The organism is Collinsella aerofaciens (assembly GCF_040920445.1).
GTDB classification, from domain to species: Bacteria; Actinomycetota; Coriobacteriia; order Coriobacteriales; family Coriobacteriaceae; genus Collinsella; species Collinsella aerofaciens_BH.
In genome coordinates this window covers 37,906-54,832 of the sequence record NZ_JBCOTQ010000009.1, presented here as the reverse complement: position 1 = coordinate 54,832, position 16,927 = coordinate 37,906, and the positions used below count along the sequence as shown (strand labels likewise).

At 58.5% G+C, this 16,927-nt stretch carries 14 protein-coding genes and 1 rRNA gene; 12 read left to right on the top strand and 3 right to left on the bottom strand.

Annotated elements, in window-relative coordinates:
• The first annotated feature begins 197 nt into the window (after positions 1 to 197).
• Positions 198 to 313, top strand: a 5S ribosomal RNA gene (gene rrf / locus AB5405_RS02690).
• 114 nt (positions 314 to 427) lie between these two features.
• Here rrf and AB5405_RS02685 read toward each other — a convergent pair.
• Complete coding sequence (locus AB5405_RS02685) at positions 428 to 898, bottom strand: hypothetical protein (protein WP_368137519.1); 471 nt, start codon at positions 896 to 898, stop codon at positions 428 to 430.
• 277 nt (positions 899 to 1,175) lie between these two features.
• Here AB5405_RS02685 and AB5405_RS02680 point away from each other — a divergent pair, with 277 nt between their 5' ends.
• The gene (locus tag AB5405_RS02680) at positions 1,176 to 1,607 is read left to right on the top strand and encodes an Hsp20/alpha crystallin family protein (RefSeq protein ID WP_368137518.1); all 432 of its coding nucleotides are present in this window, start codon (positions 1,176 to 1,178) and stop codon (positions 1,605 to 1,607) included.
• Between the two features lie 82 nt (positions 1,608 to 1,689).
• Here the strand turns inward: AB5405_RS02680 and AB5405_RS02675 are convergent, their stop codons facing one another.
• Positions 1,690 to 2,499, bottom strand: coding sequence for an MBL fold metallo-hydrolase (locus AB5405_RS02675; protein ID WP_368137517.1), 810 nt, complete (start codon positions 2,497 to 2,499; stop codon positions 1,690 to 1,692).
• 48 nt (positions 2,500 to 2,547) lie between these two features.
• On the opposite strand from AB5405_RS02675, the gene tilS reads away from it, so the two are divergent.
• The 5 genes from tilS to AB5405_RS02650 all read left to right on the top strand — a co-directional run bounded on the left by tilS (position 2,548) and on the right by AB5405_RS02650 (position 9,250).
• Positions 2,548 to 4,086, top strand: coding sequence for a tRNA lysidine(34) synthetase TilS (gene tilS / locus AB5405_RS02670; protein ID WP_368137516.1), 1,539 nt, complete (start codon positions 2,548 to 2,550; stop codon positions 4,084 to 4,086).
• A gap of 147 nt (positions 4,087 to 4,233) precedes the next feature.
• Positions 4,234 to 4,782: a hypoxanthine phosphoribosyltransferase gene (gene hpt, locus AB5405_RS02665; protein WP_022093938.1), complete on the top strand. Its 549-nt coding sequence runs from the start codon at positions 4,234 to 4,236 to the stop codon at positions 4,780 to 4,782.
• Positions 4,783 to 4,843: 61 nt separating this feature from the next.
• A complete protein-coding gene (ftsH, locus tag AB5405_RS02660) occupies positions 4,844 to 6,937 on the top strand; it encodes an ATP-dependent zinc metalloprotease FtsH (protein WP_368137515.1) in 2,094 nt (697 codons plus the stop codon).
• 141 nt (positions 6,938 to 7,078) lie between these two features.
• Complete coding sequence (locus tag AB5405_RS02655; RefSeq protein WP_368137514.1) at positions 7,079 to 8,263, top strand: pyridoxal phosphate-dependent aminotransferase; 1,185 nt, start codon at positions 7,079 to 7,081, stop codon at positions 8,261 to 8,263.
• A 165-nt stretch (positions 8,264 to 8,428) separates the two neighbouring features.
• A complete protein-coding gene (locus AB5405_RS02650; RefSeq protein WP_349117146.1) occupies positions 8,429 to 9,250 on the top strand; it encodes a phosphatase in 822 nt (273 codons plus the stop codon).
• 78 nt (positions 9,251 to 9,328) lie between these two features.
• Here AB5405_RS02650 and rlmD read toward each other — a convergent pair whose 3' ends face one another.
• Positions 9,329 to 10,777: a 23S rRNA (uracil(1939)-C(5))-methyltransferase RlmD gene (gene rlmD / locus AB5405_RS02645; RefSeq protein ID WP_368137513.1), complete on the bottom strand. Its 1,449-nt coding sequence runs from the start codon at positions 10,775 to 10,777 to the stop codon at positions 9,329 to 9,331.
• Positions 10,778 to 11,115: 338 nt separating this feature from the next.
• On the opposite strand from rlmD, the gene AB5405_RS02640 reads away from it, so the two are divergent.
• From AB5405_RS02640 to AB5405_RS02620, 5 genes are all read left to right on the top strand, one after another.
• On the top strand, positions 11,116 to 11,976 hold the full coding sequence (locus AB5405_RS02640) for a transporter substrate-binding domain-containing protein (protein WP_368137512.1): 861 nt from the start codon (positions 11,116 to 11,118) through the stop codon (positions 11,974 to 11,976).
• Between the two features lie 150 nt (positions 11,977 to 12,126).
• The gene (locus AB5405_RS02635) at positions 12,127 to 12,780 is read left to right on the top strand and encodes an amino acid ABC transporter permease (RefSeq protein WP_117806870.1); all 654 of its coding nucleotides are present in this window, start codon (positions 12,127 to 12,129) and stop codon (positions 12,778 to 12,780) included.
• Complete coding sequence (locus AB5405_RS02630) at positions 12,773 to 13,537, top strand: amino acid ABC transporter ATP-binding protein (RefSeq protein WP_368137511.1); 765 nt, start codon at positions 12,773 to 12,775, stop codon at positions 13,535 to 13,537. The genes AB5405_RS02635 and AB5405_RS02630 overlap by 8 nt, the downstream gene beginning before the upstream one ends.
• A gap of 310 nt (positions 13,538 to 13,847) precedes the next feature.
• Positions 13,848 to 15,923, top strand: a complete 2,076-nt coding sequence (locus AB5405_RS02625; RefSeq protein ID WP_368137510.1) for an elongation factor G — start codon at positions 13,848 to 13,850, stop codon at positions 15,921 to 15,923.
• A 237-nt stretch (positions 15,924 to 16,160) separates the two neighbouring features.
• The gene (locus AB5405_RS02620; protein WP_368137509.1) at positions 16,161 to 16,817 is read left to right on the top strand and encodes an HAD family hydrolase; all 657 of its coding nucleotides are present in this window, start codon (positions 16,161 to 16,163) and stop codon (positions 16,815 to 16,817) included.
• The last annotated feature ends 110 nt before the right edge of the window (positions 16,818 to 16,927 follow it).

Sequence of the window (16,927 nt, the reverse complement as noted above, 5' to 3'; positions counted from 1 at the left end):
AAGGACGGCGACGTCCTCAGCCGAGCCGCACTAATCGCCCGAGCTCTTCCGGAACCGCACCTCGCGGCCCGCGGGACTGAGCGCTCATGCGCGGTCCGGGCACGAGGATGCCCCCGAGTCACCTCCCCTATGCGCCATGCGGCCCTCAGGGCACGCCGGACGACCCAGGACACCGTAACGGTGGGCGCCGCCCACCGGTCAGCGGCCAGAGCATGGGGGGCACGCCCGGTCCCGTTCCGAACCCGGAAGCTAAGCCCCATCGCGCCGAGAGTACTGCGGGGTCAGCCCGTGGGAGGCCAGGGCGCCGCTGACCGGTGGACGGCACCGAGCCGTACGCTTGAACTGAGAAGGGGGAGGCCTCGCGGCCTCCCCCTATTTTGCGTTTGGTCGATATGGGCTAAACGCCTCTATGCTTTAATAGCTTTCTCTATTTGAAGAAAATAAAATGAATGACCAGCGCGATTGCCACGACGGCAATGATCAAGAGCGCGATTTGGAGGCGGTGCTGTTTGCGCCGTCTGTTTGACGATGTAAATATCGATTTCCCCTGCTTAGGCGTCTCAAGATAGCGTGCGGAATGCGTTAGAGTTTGCTTGGGACGGGGTCCTCTGCGATGCTGCTTGGTGGGTGTTTGTGATTGCTCCTGGCTGCATACGCTGTTTTTGGATAAGGGGGCATCTTTTAGATACACCGGATCGCTCGAGGCGACACCCATGTGTCTACGAGCTGATTGAGATTCTTCAAGGGTTTGATATCGATTGCGAGTTACATACTCAGGCTCTGCATCGTTAATGGGCTCTTGGGAAATATGGGGACGATGGTAGCGTATGGGCTGTGAATAGGCAGAACTATCATTCTGTAGCGGCTCATACGAATTGTCGGAGGTCTGATCGTCCATGATGCCCTTAGGTTGTCATTAGCAATGAGTATGGGCTCATTGTAAGCCCCCTGCTTCGTTTTGACAGGCGCGTATTCGGTATTCAAGGCTCTGTTCAAAGAACCTTAACCTCGTTAAAACCTTAGTCACTAAGACTTAGATATGCTTATAGAAAGAGACTTAAAAAACTTTATATCAAAGTGTATATATACGAATTGGGTGGGCATATATTAGAGCGTCAAAAGAAGTCCCTGCCACCTAGAAGATGGCTCGGCAGTCCTTTAAAGGAGTGGTAGTCATGGCAAGCATGGTTCCTTATCGTTCGGTTTTTGGAGTTCGTCCCTCTGCTAGCTCGTTGTTTGATCTCTTTGATGATATGACCGACCTGGCAAATAACTCTATCGCCTCTAAGGCGTTTCCCGTCGATGTTGAGGACAAGGGCGACGGTTACGAGGTCAAGGCTTATTTGACTGGCGTCGCCAAGGATGACATCGACGTTGAGCTCAATGAGGGTCGTCTTTCCATTAGCGTGAATGTCGAGGAGAGCGAAGAGAACGAGGGCAAGAACTTCCTGCAGAAGGAGTTTAGCTCGTACAGTGCGACGCGCGGTGTGTACCTGAAGGATGCTTCGAGCGAGGGCCTTTCTGCAAAGTACGCCGACGGCATCCTTACCGTTACGGTTCCTAAGATTGTCGAGAAGAAGAACGTTACGAAGATCTCCATCGAATAACTTCGTTGGTGTTCTTCGCTATTAAAAGACAACAAAAGGGGCTGGGAAGCGATTCCCGGCCCCTTTTGCTGTTTAGGACAGTCTATTGAATGGTTGCTGGCCGATACTGGCTTGCGGGGCGTATCGAGAGTTTTCGCGATCCTTGGAGAAGGGTTGCGGAGCTGCCGACCTCGTCATCCAGGGTTGCGGCCAGAGCTTTGGCATAGCTTTTGACGGTAAGGCTCGGACGATTGTTATCTTGGCTGATATGCATGGCAATGAGCTGTTCGGTGCGATCGGTAACAAGTTCGCGCGCGGCTTCGGCGGCTTGGCCATTGGAGAGGTGTCCCCTTGCAGACAGGATGCGTTCCTGAAGAAAGCGGGGATATTCTCCCTCGCGCAGCATGGTCACATCGTGGTTGCTTTCGAGTGCGAGGACTCGACAATCTTTGAGGGTGTTCATGGCTTGGCTCGATAGCTCTCCGGTGTCGGTGGCAAAGCCGATGGAATCATCGAGGGTGTCGAATCGATAGCCGACTGGATTGATGACATCGTGTGACGTTGAGTAGGTTTGCACGTGGATGCCGGCAATGGATAGGGTGTCACCGGGATCGAATTCCTCGACAGGCAGATGCGAAAGATTTTCTTTGCTCGAAAGAGTGCCCCTGCTGGCAAAGAGGGGGCCGTGCCAGTGCTTGCACCAGACATCGAGGCCCTTGATGTGATCGCTATGCTCATGAGTAATGAGAAGAGCCGAGACGTTGTCTGTCGAGAGCCCCAGTTCTGCCATGCGCTTTAATGTCACGCGGCGAGACAGTCCGTCATCGACCATAATGAGCCCCCGGGGGCCTTCGATGAGCGCGCAGTTGCCTTTTGAGCCGCTGCCAAGGATATGAAGGTGCAGACGAGACATAAGATTCCAAAGGATACAATGGGTGCGGACGAATAGAGGAGGAAGCAAATGCCTACGGTATCACAGCATTACGGACACCATGCCGTGCCCGGGGCAGTCGATGAGACCCGAACGAGGCAGCAGGCTGCTCCTGTCGTGCTCATGGTATCAGGCGGCGCGGACTCGACGGCACTGCTTCTTATGGCGTGCACATCAAAGCTGGATATCCAAGACGGGCGCGGTGTTGCCCCCATTGCTCGCGAGCGCCTGCATGTGCTGCATGTAAACCATCATCTGCGCGGCAAGGCGTCCGATGGCGACGAGGCCTTTGTGCGTGAGCTCTGCGCGAAATATGGTTTACCGCTGTGCGTGGAGCACGCTTATTTTGATGGGGAGTCGGGCAATATTGAGGCCGCGGCCCGCGAAGTGCGCTATGCCGCGGCGCGGAGGTATGTTCGCGAGCTCTGCGCCCAGACGGGGGCACCGCGAACGGCGGCTCGTATCTGCACCGCGCACACGTCTTCGGATCGCGCGGAAACGTTTTTGATGAACGCGATTAAGGGTTCAGGGCCTGCTGGCCTATCGAGCATTCCTCGCCGGAGGAATATCGTGGTGCGTCCCTTGCTCGACCTAACTCATGGCGAGCTCGTGGGCTATCTACAGGTACATGGTCAGCCGTGGCGTGAAGACGAGAGCAATGAGGATATCTCGTATCTGCGAAACTACGTGCGCCATCGAGTGATGCCGGTGGTGGCGCAGCGCAACGCGAGCGTCTGCAAGACGATTGGCGCCGCCTGCGAGATCTTAGGCGATGAGGACGCGTTTTTGTCTCAGCTTTCGGCACAGGCGTTTCGAAGCTGTTTGCGCAAAGAGGCAGCGGGCGCGCTGGTGCTCGATGCCAGGCGCCTTGCTGCGGCCGAGGTGGTAATCGCGCGGCGCATCGTGCGACTGGCGATCAAACGCATCGATCCGGATGCTCGCCCCGAGATGCGACATGTGGAGCGAGTCCTTTCCTGCGTTGCCGAGGGTGCCGGCTCGGTCACGCTTCCGGCGGGGATTGACGCACGCATTGAGTTTGGCATGCTGGCGTTTAAGGCGCCGGCGGCTCGCGAGGGCCTGGTCGCGGACTGGGTTACCGTACCCGGTCGTTTGCCGTTGGGCGGGGGACGTATGCTGGTCACAGAACCGATGGCCGTTGAGCCGGGATGCGATATCGTGCGCCGCGCCCGTGAGCTCGCGGCTGCCGGGGAAGTGACAGCTTTGGTAGACGCGGCTGCCCTGGGTTTTGCCGACAGCGATAGTGAGCGGATCCTGGCGGGCTCGCGTGGCGAGATCCCTGTCGAGGCGCGATTGGCGCGCCTGTGGGTGGACGGTCCCGCGCCGGGAGACGTGATGTGCCCGTTAGGGATGAGTGGCCGAAGCAAGAAAGTATCCGATTTGCTAGGTGAGGCTCGCATTCCCGTTTCCGAGCGCGCCGGCGTGCCCATGGTGAGGACGGCGCCGGGGGGTGCCGTGGTGTGGGTCGCCGGAGTTCGCGCGGACGAGCGTTTTAAGTGCACGCCCGCAACGCGCGTGGCATATCTGCTCCGCGTGGTCGATGCGGAATAGCGTCCCACGCCTGCTATTCTGTGCGACGTTGACGGTATTCCCGCGCTGATGGCGCACGGGCTGGTAAATTTACCCCGTGCGCTGCTAGAATGTGTAGTTCGCGTCCATACGGCGGTGTGTGGGCGATAAGCACAAGAAAGGGTTGTCATGGCTTCTCAACATCCGGATATCGAGAAGGTTCTGTTCACGCAGGAGGATATCGACGGTATCGTCTCTCGCCTGGGCGAGGAGATTACGCGCGACTACGCGGGTAAGGATCTGGTGCTGATTGCGGTCCTGCGCGGCGCCGTGGTCTTTATGGGCGACCTGATGCGTAAGATCGAGCTGCCGACCAACATCGATTTCATGGCTGTTTCGAGCTACGGCGACGGTGTGAAGTCCTCGGGTATCGTGCGTATCATTAAGGACCTGGATATCGACATCCGCGGTCGCGACGTGCTGATCGTCGAGGACATTCTGGACTCGGGCCTGACGCTCAAGTATCTGATGAAGAACCTCGAGAGCCGCAAGCCCGCTTCTCTGGAGGTCGCCGCCTTCCTGTGGAAGGACGTTGAGGACCGCGTCTCGGCCATCACGCCCAAGTATGTTGGAACCCATTGCCCCGATGCCTTTGTGGTGGGCTACGGCCTCGACTATGCCGAGCGCTATCGCAACCTTCCGTATCTGGGCATTTTGAAACCGGAGGTTTATTCGTAAGATGCCCGACGACCGTAACGACAACAATTCCCTGACTCCCCGGGACCCAAAGATCCCGGGGATGTCCGGAGGCAAGAAGCCCACGCGTACGGGCTGGCTGTATTTTCTTTTGGCTTGCGCGCTTCTGGGCTATGCCTTCTTTAATATGGGTTCCGGCTTTGCCAGCTCCAGCAATACCGTTAAGCTCGCGACGAGCGAGATGGTCAGCGCCATCAAGCAGGATCGCGTCGAAGATCTGACCTATACGGTTCAAGACGGAAGCGTGACGGGTCATTACTGGAAGACAAAAAAGGACAAGGGCGATACGAGCGAGCTCAAGAGCTTCTCTTCGACCTATGTCGGCTCCGATTCGCTTGCCGAGCTCATGGCGGAGCACCCCGATACCAAGTACATCGTCAACACCAACGATCCCGATTTTTGGGGCGACTTGGCGATGAGTGTGCTTCCGACGATTGCCCTTATCGCCATCATGTTCTACTTTATGCGCCAGATGATGGGCGCCAACAACAGGAACATGCAGTTTGGCAAGACCAACGCCAAGACCAACGAGGCCACACGCCCCAAGGTCAAGTTTGAAGACGTTGCCGGAGTGGACGAGGCAGTCGAGGAGCTCGAGGAGATCCGTGACTTTTTGAGCGATCCGGATCGCTATCGCAAGCTGGGCGCCAAGATCGCGCGTGGCGTGTTGCTGGTTGGCCCTCCGGGCACCGGTAAAACGCTGCTGGCCAAGGCCGTTGCCGGCGAGGCGGGCGTGCCGTTCTTTAGCATCTCGGGTTCCGACTTTGTCGAGATGTTCGTAGGTGTCGGCGCCAGCCGTGTGCGTGACCTCTTTAAGGAGGCCAAGTCCCAGGCCCCGTCGATCATCTTCATCGATGAGATCGATGCCGTGGGACGTCAGCGCGGAGCTGGCTTGGGCGGCGGTCACGACGAGCGCGAGCAGACGCTCAACCAGCTGCTAGTCGAGATGGACGGCTTTGAGGAAAGCGAGTCGGTCATCCTGATCGCTGCGACCAACCGTCCTGACATCCTGGATCCGGCATTGCTGCGTCCCGGCCGTTTTGACCGTCAGGTTACGGTCGACCGTCCGGATGTGAAGGGCCGCGAGCAGATTTTGCGCGTGCATGCCGAGAACAAGCCGATGGACGAGGACGTTAAGTTTGAGAAGCTCGCCCAGATGACCGTTGGCTTTACTGGCGCCGATTTGGCGAACCTGCTCAACGAGTCTGCGCTGCTGGCTGCTCGCCGTCATCGTTCCGTGATCTCGATGGACGAGGTCGAGGAATCGATGGAGCGTGTGATTGCCGGACCGCAGCGCAAGGGTCGCATGATGACCGAGGCCGAGCGCACCACGATTGCCTACCACGAGAGCGGTCACGCTTTGGTGGGCCACATCCTGGAGCACTCCGATCCGGTCCACAAGATCTCGATCGTCAGCCGCGGTCAGGCTCTGGGCTACACGCTGCAGCTTCCGCAGGAGGACCACTTCCTCAAGACCAAGAACGAGATGCTCGACGAGCTCGCCGTGTTCTTGGGCGGCCGCGTTGCCGAGGAGCTCATGTGCGATGACATCACGTCGGGCGCGAGCAACGATCTGGAGCGCGCAACCAAGATGGCGCGCGAGATGGTCACACGTTTGGGCATGAGCGAGGAGCTGGGCACTCAGGTCTTTGGCGAGGCGCAGCATCAGGTATTCCTGGGCCGCGACTATGCCGATCATCAGGATTACTCCGAGGAGACGGCGCGCCGCATTGATATCGAGGTTCAGCGCATCATGCGCGAGGCCCATCGTCGTGCTGTCGAGATCTTGGATGCCCGTCGCGATCAGCTCGATCTGATGGCGAAGGTGCTGCTTGAGCGCGAGACTGTCGAGGGCGATGCCGTGAATGCCCTGCTCGATAACGAGTGGGACGCCTACCTTGAGTGCGAGGGCGATATCCTGGCGGCCAAGGAGGAGCGCAATGCCAAGGCGGCCGGCATGCCGACCAAGAAGCGCGCGCCTCGTATGAGCGAGGAGGAGCTGGCGGCTGATGCCGCGGCCTTTGCGCAGGCGGCCATGCAGGAGGATGCCGAAGCCGCATCCGATGGTGCTGACGATGACCATGCCGTCGTCGATGCCGATGCCGATGCCGATGCCGATGCCGACGCCGACAAATAGTCTTTGTGGCGAAAGCCTCCGCGGGGAAACCTGCGGAGGCTTTTCTTTTGAGCGATATGGGGCCGTCTGTCCCCAATCAACATTGCTGCGGCACTTTGCTCAGCTAAAGCGTACAATAGCGCCTATGCGAAAGGGGAACAGATGATCAACGAAACTATGTATGCTCGCGGCGCGGAAAGCTCCATCATCCGTGAGATTTTTAGCTATGGCCTTGAGCGCAAGGCGCAGATCGGTGCGGAAAACGTATTCGATTTTTCGCTGGGCAATCCGAGCGTTCCGGCGCCCGCTGCTGTGGCTGAGTCGATTAAGAAGGCCCTGGAGCTGCCGAGCGACCAGCTGCACGGCTACACGCCCGCACCGGGCCTGCCGCAATGTCGTGCCGCTGTGGCCGAATCGCTCAACCGCCGCTTTGGCACGAGCTATGAGGGCAAAGACGTATTTATGACGGTGGGTGCCGCGGCTTCGCTCACCTGCACGCTCAACGCCGTTACGAACCCGGGCGACGAGGTTATTGTTATCGCCCCGTACTTTCCGGAGTATCGCGTTTGGATTGAGAAGGCCGGCTGTACGTGTGTTGAGGCGCTCGCCGATGAAGATACGTTCCAGCTGAGCGTGGACAACGTGCTCAAGGCGATCAGCGATAAGACGGCGGCCGTCATCATTGACTCTCCCAACAATCCGACCGGTGCCGTATATACATGCGACACGCTGACGCGACTGGCCAATGTTCTGCGCGAGGCCAACGCTCAGCGCGATCCCGAGAATCCGATTATGCTCATCTCGGATGAGCCGTACCGCGAGATTGTGTACGGTGCCGAGGTGCCTTGGGTGCCCTCGATCTACGAGCACACCATCGTGTGCTACTCGTATTCCAAGTCGCTGTCGCTGCCGGGCGAGCGCGTGGGGTGGATCTTGGTTCCCAACACCAATCCGCAGGCTGCCCGTCTGATGCCGGCTGTTGCGGGTGCTGCCCGTACGCTGGGCTTCGTGTGCGCGCCGGCGCTCTTTCAGCGCGTAATTATCGACTGCATCGATGAGCCGAGTGACGTTGAGGCCTATGCGCGCAACCGCACCGCGCTTACCGACGCACTAACGGAGTACGGCTACACCTATGTTGAGCCGGATGGTGCATTCTACCTGTGGGTGAAGGCACTCGAGCCCGATGCGAATGCGTTTTGCAAGCGCGCAAAGAAGTATGAGTTGCTTGCGGTTCCCTCGGACAGCTTTGGTATGCCGGGTTGGTTCCGCCTGGGCTATTGCGTGAGTTACGAAACGATTGTCAATTCGCTACCCGCTTGGAAACAGTTGGCGGACGAGTATCGTTAAAAGTAAAGCGCTCTGCCTACAATGTTTTACGTGAAACGGGGTTTGGTGTTAAGCCGGACCCCGTTGTCATGAACGTTGTGTCTTTGCGATGGAGTGGTTTTACGACTATCGAAGGCTATGCGTACAATGAATATAAGCGACGGCCGTGCCAGATAAGGAGACCTGATGCCCTACCTGCTTTCTTGTGACATTCATACCCATACGATGTTCTCTGCGCATGCATATTCGACCATTGAGGAGAATGTGTACTGGGCGGCAGAGCGTGGCCTGCAGGTGCTCGGATCTGCCGACCATCTGAGCTCTATGGTTACGGCTTGCCCCAATGACCTGCGCAGTTACCAGTTCTTTATCAACCAGGATATCTGGCCGCGCATTTGGAGCGGCGTGCTGGTGCTGCGTGGTGCCGAGGCCGATATCGTTTCGCTGGACGGAAGCCTGTTTGGCGAGGACACTCCTGTCACGCTCGATATTGCCGGCGATTCGTACAGCCGTCAGCATTCGCTGTTCGATTTGGTTACGCGAAATTTGGATTATTTGGTTGCGAGCGTGCATAATCCGCAGATTGCTGAAGGCGCGACGCTGGCCCAGACGACCGAGATGTATATCAATGCCCTGGAGCACCCCAAGGTGTTCATGCTGGGTCACACGGGGCGTTCGGGCGTGCCGTTCGATATCGACGAGGTGCTGTTGGCAGCTAAGGCCAAGCACAAGATTATCGAGATCAACAACCATAGTCTTGAACACGGTGTCGACACTGAGCATTGGGCCGTATGCCGCAAGATCGCCGAGCGCTGCGCCGAGCTGGGCGTGGGCATTGGCGTGTCAACCGATGCCCACATTGGCATGGCCATTGGCAAGCTCGATCACGCGCGCAAGATGCTCGACGAGATTCACTTCCCGCTGGATTTGATCGTGACGCGCGACCGCGAGACGCTGCTGCGCGAGATGGCGGCAGCCGGCGTGTGCGATCTGCGCAATGGGATGTAGCGGAGTTTATAAACCAAGCGAAGGGGGCGGCCCAGGCGGGTCGCCCCCTTTCTTGTCCCAAAAATCTACTGAGGTTGGTTAGCGGCGTTCGAGGACCGCTACGGTTTCGGTGTGGTCGGTGTGAGGGAACATGTCGACGGGCGTGATCTTGAGCAGGCAATAGCCTCCGTCGAGGAGCTGATGCAGGTCGCGCTCTTGAGTTACGGGGTTGCAGCTGATATAGGTGATGCGGCGCGGCTTAAGCGCGCAGGCAGCTTCGAGGAACTCGGGCGTGGAGCCGGCGCGCGGCGGATCGATGGAAAGGACATCGACCCGCTCGTTGTTATCGGCGGCATCCAGGATGTAATCGGTGGCGTCGTCGGCCATAAACCAAGCGCTGCGGGTAAGACCGTTGAGCTCGGCATTGCGGCGTGCGTCGGCAATGCCCGCCGGATTGCGCTCCACGCCGAGCAGTATGATGCCGATCCCCTTGTTCTGGGCATCTTTAGCTGCGCAAAGACCGATGGTACCGCTACCGCAGTAAGCATCCATAAGCACATCGCCCTGGTGCAGATCCATGCCGTCGATAGCGAGCTGGTAGAGCAGCTCGGTCTGCTGCGGGTTGGTCTGGTAGAACGCGGTAGGGGAGATATCGAATTCGCAACCGAGCAGCTGGTCGCGCATGCACTCGGCGCCATAGACAATGCGGGTTTCCTCGCCGAGGATGGCGTTGCCGGGACGTCCGTTGATGTTTTGGGCGACGGTGACGATGTGCGGATCGAGTGCCGCGACGGCCTCAAAGAATTCCTGTGCATGCGGCAGGTCGCGCTGGGCGGTCACGAGGGTGACCATGATCTGGTCGGTGCGCCAGCCGCAGCGAACGACAGCATAGCGAAGTAAGCCCAGATGCTTGTCTTCGTTAAAGGCGGGAATGTGCAGGCGCTCGGCCTCACGCGCGATGCCGTTAAGAATCTGCCGGGCACCCGGTGCCTCGACGGGGCATTTAGGAACAGCAACGATTCTGTGCGTGCCACGTTCAAAAAAGCCGCAGCGGACAGCGCCCTCTTTGCCGGGGGCAAAGGGAGTGGCGGCCTTATGGCGAAAACTGCGCGGCGCAGGATATTTGCCCGGGTCGCCCAGGGTGACGCCCACACCGCGAATGGGGTCGACGCTAATACCCTCGCGCTCGCAAAGAGCAGCAAAAAGCTCCTCCATGGCAGCCTGCTTGGCGGCGAGCTGCTTCTTATAAGGACGATTGAGCGCCGTGCACCCACCGCAAGCTTTCATGATCGAACAGGGAGACTTGGGGTCCACAGCCTTACGCGCAGACGAAACCGGATCTTTATGCGAGCGCTTGGAGCGAGTCTGAGATGCCTTGACCTCGCTCCGACGAGAGTCAGAACGCTTGCTCTTAGCCCTGTTCTTGGTCGATTTGCTTTTTGCAGCTTTAGAAGACTTGGATTTCGTAGAAGATTTCTCCTCCTTCGACCCCTCAGCCGCCTCGATCAAAGCACGACGAGCCTTACGCTCCGCACGAGATTCTGCCATCAATAACTCCACTAATTCATGAATTAAAGCTGCAAGTATTGTACCGTGCCAAGCCAGCAGACGATATGCAAGCAGTTTAATCGTGTCGGTGATAAGCCCAACGACGGTTGCCCGCCGCGTGAGGGGTGTGGGGGTTAAGTTTATCGCGAGTTCCGCACGAACAGGAGGCCACTTAATGTGGCCTCCGTCGTGAGCAGGACTGTAGAGCAGGAAACTTAACCCCCACACCCCTCACGCGGCGGGCAAACTCGCCTTGTGCTCTATCACGCTAAAGTGTATGATTCTGGACGTTACATGACTCACTTTACTTAACTAAAGTGCCATCAAGGGGGAATACCATGAATACCGATATGTCTCGTCGTCAGTTTGTTGGTCTAGCCGGCTCGTTTGCCACGGTGCTTGGCCTTGGTCTTGTCGGCTGCGGCGGTGGTGCCGGCAAGGGCTCCGCTGCTGGCTCTGCCGCGGCCAAGGATGTGAAGGGCGCTGCGGAGTCCAAGAAGCTCGTGGTGGGCTTTGATAAGTCCTATCCTCCGTACGGCTTTGTGGGCGACGATGGCGAGTACACCGGCTTTGATCTCGATCTGGCCAAGGCTGTTGCCGATAAGCAGGGCTGGGAGGTCAAATACGAGGCCATCGACTGGGATGCCAAGGATACGCTGCTTAACTCGGGCGCCATCAACTGCATCTGGAACGGCTTTACCATGGAGGGCCGCGAGGACGACTACACGTTCTCCGAGCCGTACATGCTCAACGAGCAGGTGCTGGTGGTAAAGAAGGATGCAGGCATCAAGAGCTGGGACGATCTTGCCGGCAAGACCGTGATTACCCAGACCGATTCCGCTGCGCAGGATGTGCTTGAGGGTGACCAGAAGGATCTGGCGGCGACGTTTGCCACGCTCGACACCATCGGTGAGTACAACACGGCGTTTATGCAGCTCGAGAGCGGCGCGGTCGATGCCGTGGCTTGCGACCTTTCGATTGCCCAGTATCAGCTTGCCGCCAAGCCCGATGCTTATACGCAGCTTGATGAGCCGCTGTCCAGCGAGCACTACGCCGTCGGCTTTAAGAAGGGCGACACCAAGTCGGCCGACGCCGTGACCGAGTCGCTCAAGGCACTCTGCGAGGACGGCACGGTCAAGGACCTGTGCGACAAGTATGCGGATTACGGTCTTTCCTTCGACAACTGGGTTCTGAAATAGCGGCTTTCCCAGGCACCCGATTTTGCCGTTCAAACCGTCGCTTGCGTACATTTAGTACGCGGCGCTCCTCTTTCACGGCAAACTCGAGCACCTGGAAAACCCGCTTTAGCATTGGGTTTGCTGTTCTGTTGTCGCGAAAGAGAGCTTAGGTTGTCTATTCAGGTCATGATGCAGATGCTTGGCCAGGGATTCTTGGTCAGTTTGCAGTTGTTTGTGCTGACACTGCTGGGGTCGATTCCGCTGGGAATCCCCGTGGCGTTTATGCGCATGAGCAAAATCGCGCCGCTTCGCTGGATTGCGCGCATCTACATTTCGGTCATGCGCGGTACGCCGCTCATGCTGCAGATGTTTGCCATCTACTTTGCCCCGTACTACGTGTTCGGCATTTCGCTCACGCCCGATTCCAAGTGGACGGCGTGCGTCGTGGCGTTCATCATCAACTACGCCGGTTACTTTGCCGAGATCTATCGCTCGGGCCTGCAGTCCATTCCGCGCGGTCAATACGAGGCAGCGGAGGTGCTGGGCTATTCGCGCATGCAGACGTTTCTGTATATCGTGATGCCGCAGGTCGCCAAGCGTATTCTGCCGGCGATGGGCAACGAGATCATCACGCTGGTCAAGGACACGTCGCTGGCGTTTGCCATTGGCGTGGGTGAGATGTTCTCGACGGCCAAGGCGCTGGTCGCCTCGCAGGTGAGCATGGTGCCGTTTGCGATCGCGGCGCTGATTTACTGGGTCTTTAATTTCGTCGTCGAGATGCTGCTGGGCGCCGCCGAGAAAAAATTGGATTACTACCATGATTAATTCGGTAATGAATATAGCGAACGCGCGTAAGGCGTTTGGCGGCAATGAGGTGCTCAAGGATATCTCGCTTGAGGTGAAGCGTGGCGAGGTCGTGGCGATTATCGGGCCTTCGGGTGGCGGCAAGTCCACGCTGCTGCGGTGTGCCACGCTGCTCGAGACACTCGACGGAGGCTCGCTCTCGTTTGGCGACCTTGCCGTTGCGACGGATGCGGGTTCGGGCGCGGTCTATGCGAAGGGCGATGTGCCCAAGCAGGCGCGCTCGCGATTCGGCCTGGTGTTCCAAAATTACAACCTGTTCCCGCACTATACCGTGATGAAAAACATCATCGACGCGCCGATCCGCGTGCTTAAGCGCCCGCGCGAGCAGGCGGAAGCTCGTGCGCATGAATTGATTGCTCAGATGGGGCTTGTGGGCAACGAGAACAAGGTTCCGTGTGAGCTTTCGGGCGGTCAGCAACAGCGCGTGAGTATCGCCCGCGCCTTGGCGCTCGACCCGGAGATCTTGTTCTTTGACGAGCCGACCTCGGCGCTCGATCCCGAGCTAACGGCCGAGGTGCTGCGTGTCATTAAAGACCTTGCCGCGCAGAATATGACGATGGTGATCGTGACCCACGCGATGCAGTTTGCGCGCGATGTTGCCGATCGCGTGGTCTTTATGGACGGAGGCCGCATTGTCGAGGAGGGTCCGGCCGAGCAGGTTATCAATCACCCGCGTGAGCAACGTACCCGTGAGTTCTTGAGCCGTATCGAGGGATAGGCTCAGGTATCTACTCAACTATTAATTGAGGCGAAGCCGCCGCAGGTCTTACGGTCTGTGGCGGCTTTTTGTTTGCATCGACGGGGTTCAATAACCGCTTCATAAGCTCGTCTCTTCCTCTCGCCGCCTGTATTCATACGTGCGCCGAAAGGTGTGCATGGATGGTCGCCCGTGAGGGTAGGGTGGTGGCATAGGACATTTGGAGGGTGAGTCGGCTCGGCTGCCGACCATGCTGCTCCCGGGATGGCACCGACCGCGAACTCTCCCCGTTGGCGTCGCGCATTGCGCGCGGCCCTGCAAGGAGGTCATCATGGGTGCTCCCAAGACCGGCAATGTAAGGAACGTGGTGCTCGTAGGCCAAGGCGGGGTGGGCAAGACTTCACTCGCCGAGGCCATGCTCCACCTTTCCGGCAAGACTGCCCGCCTGGGCGGCCACGACGGCACCAAGCCCACGCTCGACTATGACCCTGAAGAGGTCAAGCGTTCATTCTCCATCTCGACGACCATCGCGCCGATCGACTGGAAGGGCGCGCGCATCAATGTGCTCGATGCCCCGTGCTACCCCGATTTTATCGGCGACGCCTTTGCCGCGATGAGCGTCTGCGAGACGGCTCTGTTTGTGGTCGACGCCGAGGCCGGCCCGCAGCCTACGACGGTTAAGCTCTGGTATGCCGCCGAGGACCTGCGCCTGGCGCGTGCGGTGTTCGTAAACCGCCTGTCGCGCTCCGAGGCCAGCTTTGCGACCACGATGGACCTGCTGCAGGAGCGCTTTGGCACGCGCCTGGGCGCCGTGACCCTTCCCTGGGGCGAGGGCGAGGACTTTGACGGCATCATCGACCTGGTGCGCATGAAGGCGCGCCATTGCAACGGCACCGAAGCCGTTGAGTCGGAGATTCCCGAGGAGTATCGTGCCCAGGCCGAGGAGGCCCATGACCATCTGTGCGAGTTGGTGGCCGAGGCCGACGATGAGCTGATGATGAAGTACCTGGAAGGCGAGGAGACGCTGACGCAGGAGGAGCTTGAGGGCTTGCTGTCGAAGGCGATTGCCGAGCGCATCTTTGTGCCGGTCTTTGCGGGCGATTGCATTAAGGAGCAGGGCGTCAACTCGCTGATGGACGACATCGCGACGTACTTCCCGGCGCCGACCGACTACGGCGAGATGCCGCTTATCGACGGCGATTCGCTCAAAATCTCGAGTGACGATGACCGCCCGGTGGCCTTTGTGTTTAAGACCCTGGCTGATCCGCAGCAGGGTCGCATCAGCTTTATCAAGGTGCTGACGGGTACGCTTGAGCCGGGCCTTGAGCTGATCAATGCGCGTACCCGCAAGAGCGATCGTCTGGCTCACCTGTATGTGATGTGCGGCCGCGATATGACCGAGGTTGGCCACGCTTATGCCGGCGACATTATCGTGGCACCCAAGCTGGCGGCCGAGACGGGCGATACGCTCTCGATTACCGGCAAGGTCGAGGCTGCGGCGTTTAAGTTCCCCAACTCGCAGTACCGCATTGCCATCGAGGCCGAGAATCGCGGGGACGAAGAGAAGCTCTACACGTTTATTGAGAAGGCCTGCAAGGCCGATCCGACCATGAGCATCGATCGTGACGAGGAGACCGGCCAGACTATCATCTCCGCCGTGGGTGAGGCGCAGGTTTCGGTCCTGCTCAATCGCCTTGAGGATCGCACCAAGGTCGTGGCCAAGAGCGTGCCGATCCGCATCCCGTATCGCGAGACTATTCGCCGCACGGCAAGTGCCCAGGGCCGCCATAAGAAGCAGACCGGCGGCGCCGGTCAGTACGGCGACTGCTGGCTGCGCGTGGAGCCGCTCATTGGGCCCGACGGCACGAGCGACGGCTATGAGTTTGTGGACGAGGTCGTGGGCGGCCGCATTCCGCGCTCGCTGATCCCCGCCGTGGACAAGGGCGTCCAGGAGACCATGAAGGACGGCATCATTGCCGGCTATCCGCTCACGGGCATTTGCGTGGCTGTGTACGACGGCTCGTATCACAGCGTCGACTCCAACGAGATGGCGTTCCGCGCGGCGGCTCGCATCGGCCTGCGCAAGGCATGCGCCGATGCCGACCCGGTGGTGTTGGAGCCCATCGAGGAAATCACGGTGACTATCCCCGAGAGCTACGCCGGCGCCGTGATGGGCGACATCTCGGCCTCGCGCGGTCGCGTGACGGGTATGGAGACCGATGAGCGCGGCGATACCGTGGTCATTGCCCAGGCACCTCTCGCCGAGTTGACGGATTACTCGACGCGCCTGCGCTCTATCACGCGCGGCACGGGTGACTTTACCATGAAGCCTGCTGGCTATGAGCAGGTTCCCTATGACGTTCAGGCCAAGCTGGTTGAGCGCTATGAGGAGGGTCGCGCCAAGTAGCGTGTGATTTTGCCTGCAACATACATGCCGATGCAAGGGCCGCTCTGGAAGTGCCACGCCAAGTAGATCGATGTAGGGCAACCACCACGATGGGAATAGTCCCCATCGTGGTGGTTTTTGGTGGGCGAGGTGCCTGCCGGCTTTTACTGGGCCCGTCTCCTTTCATGCCGTCGCGAAAGATAGATCTCCTTTGATAGAATAAACGTATATAGACGTCTATTTGAACTAGGAGGCAATATGTTCGAGGCGGTTATCTTCGATATGGACGGGCTCATGTTCGATACTGAGCCGATTTGGGCTTCCTGCTGGCCCAAAACCGCAATTGAGTTTGAGGTTGAATGCAAAGAGGGTCTTGCGGACGCCATGCGTGGCACCAATGGATCGGAAGCGGTGTCCATTATTCGCGAGTGGTATGGTGATGAGGTCGATTCTCAAGCGTTTGTTGACCGTTTTTACGAAATAGCGCATGAAGCGCTGGCTCAGGGCGCAGAGAAGAAACCCGGATTAGATCGGCTTCTCGACTATCTTCAGGCTGAGGGAATTCCGATGGCGGTTGCTTCATCATCGAGCAGAAAAATGATCGAGGCAAATTTGATAAGGGGAGGAATACTCCCTTATTTCGATTCGATCGTCTCTGGTATTGAGGTCGAACACGCCAAGCCTTATCCAGACGTCTTTTTGAAAGCGGCGGATGAGCTAGGAGCTTCGCCGCAGAAATCCCTCGTTTTAGAGGATTCCTATAACGGGGTGCGTGCGGGATTTGCAGGAGGATTTTGCACTGTCATGGTCCCCGATCTCTCTGAGCCAACAGATGAGATGGAAAGATTGGCCACGGCAATAGTTCCGAGCCTAAATGACGTTACCGATATGCTGGCAAATGGGGCGCTGGGGTAAGCATGTCAAATGAAAGGGGCTGTCGAGTGCTTCTCGGCAGCCCCTTTTTTCGATTTGCTGTATTTAGTGCTTTGCGCATAAATCAAAAAGGTATATAGTCGTCTATAAAC

What these genes read in the sequence shown, in the direction of transcription:
- AB5405_RS02655 (WP_368137514.1), top strand. Translation starts at nt 7,079, where the DNA reads ATGATCAACGAAACTATGTATGCTCGCGGCGCGGAAAGCTCCATCATC.
- rlmD (WP_368137513.1), bottom strand. Translation starts at nt 10,777, where the DNA reads ATGGCAGAATCTCGTGCGGAGCGTAAGGCTCGTCGTGCTTTGATCGAG.
- AB5405_RS02625 (WP_368137510.1), top strand. Translation starts at nt 13,848, where the DNA reads ATGGGTGCTCCCAAGACCGGCAATGTAAGGAACGTGGTGCTCGTAGGC.
- AB5405_RS02685 (WP_368137519.1), bottom strand. Translation starts at nt 898, where the DNA reads ATGGACGATCAGACCTCCGACAATTCGTATGAGCCGCTACAGAATGAT.
- AB5405_RS02650 (WP_349117146.1), top strand. Translation starts at nt 8,429, where the DNA reads ATGCCCTACCTGCTTTCTTGTGACATTCATACCCATACGATGTTCTCT.
- hpt (WP_022093938.1), top strand. Translation starts at nt 4,234, where the DNA reads ATGGCTTCTCAACATCCGGATATCGAGAAGGTTCTGTTCACGCAGGAG.
- AB5405_RS02620 (WP_368137509.1), top strand. Translation starts at nt 16,161, where the DNA reads ATGTTCGAGGCGGTTATCTTCGATATGGACGGGCTCATGTTCGATACT.
- AB5405_RS02680 (WP_368137518.1), top strand. Translation starts at nt 1,176, where the DNA reads ATGGCAAGCATGGTTCCTTATCGTTCGGTTTTTGGAGTTCGTCCCTCT.
- ftsH (WP_368137515.1), top strand. Translation starts at nt 4,844, where the DNA reads ATGTCCGGAGGCAAGAAGCCCACGCGTACGGGCTGGCTGTATTTTCTT.
- AB5405_RS02630 (WP_368137511.1), top strand. Translation starts at nt 12,773, where the DNA reads ATGATTAATTCGGTAATGAATATAGCGAACGCGCGTAAGGCGTTTGGC.
- tilS (WP_368137516.1), top strand. Translation starts at nt 2,548, where the DNA reads ATGCCTACGGTATCACAGCATTACGGACACCATGCCGTGCCCGGGGCA.
- AB5405_RS02675 (WP_368137517.1), bottom strand. Translation starts at nt 2,499, where the DNA reads ATGTCTCGTCTGCACCTTCATATCCTTGGCAGCGGCTCAAAAGGCAAC.
- AB5405_RS02640 (WP_368137512.1), top strand. Translation starts at nt 11,116, where the DNA reads ATGAATACCGATATGTCTCGTCGTCAGTTTGTTGGTCTAGCCGGCTCG.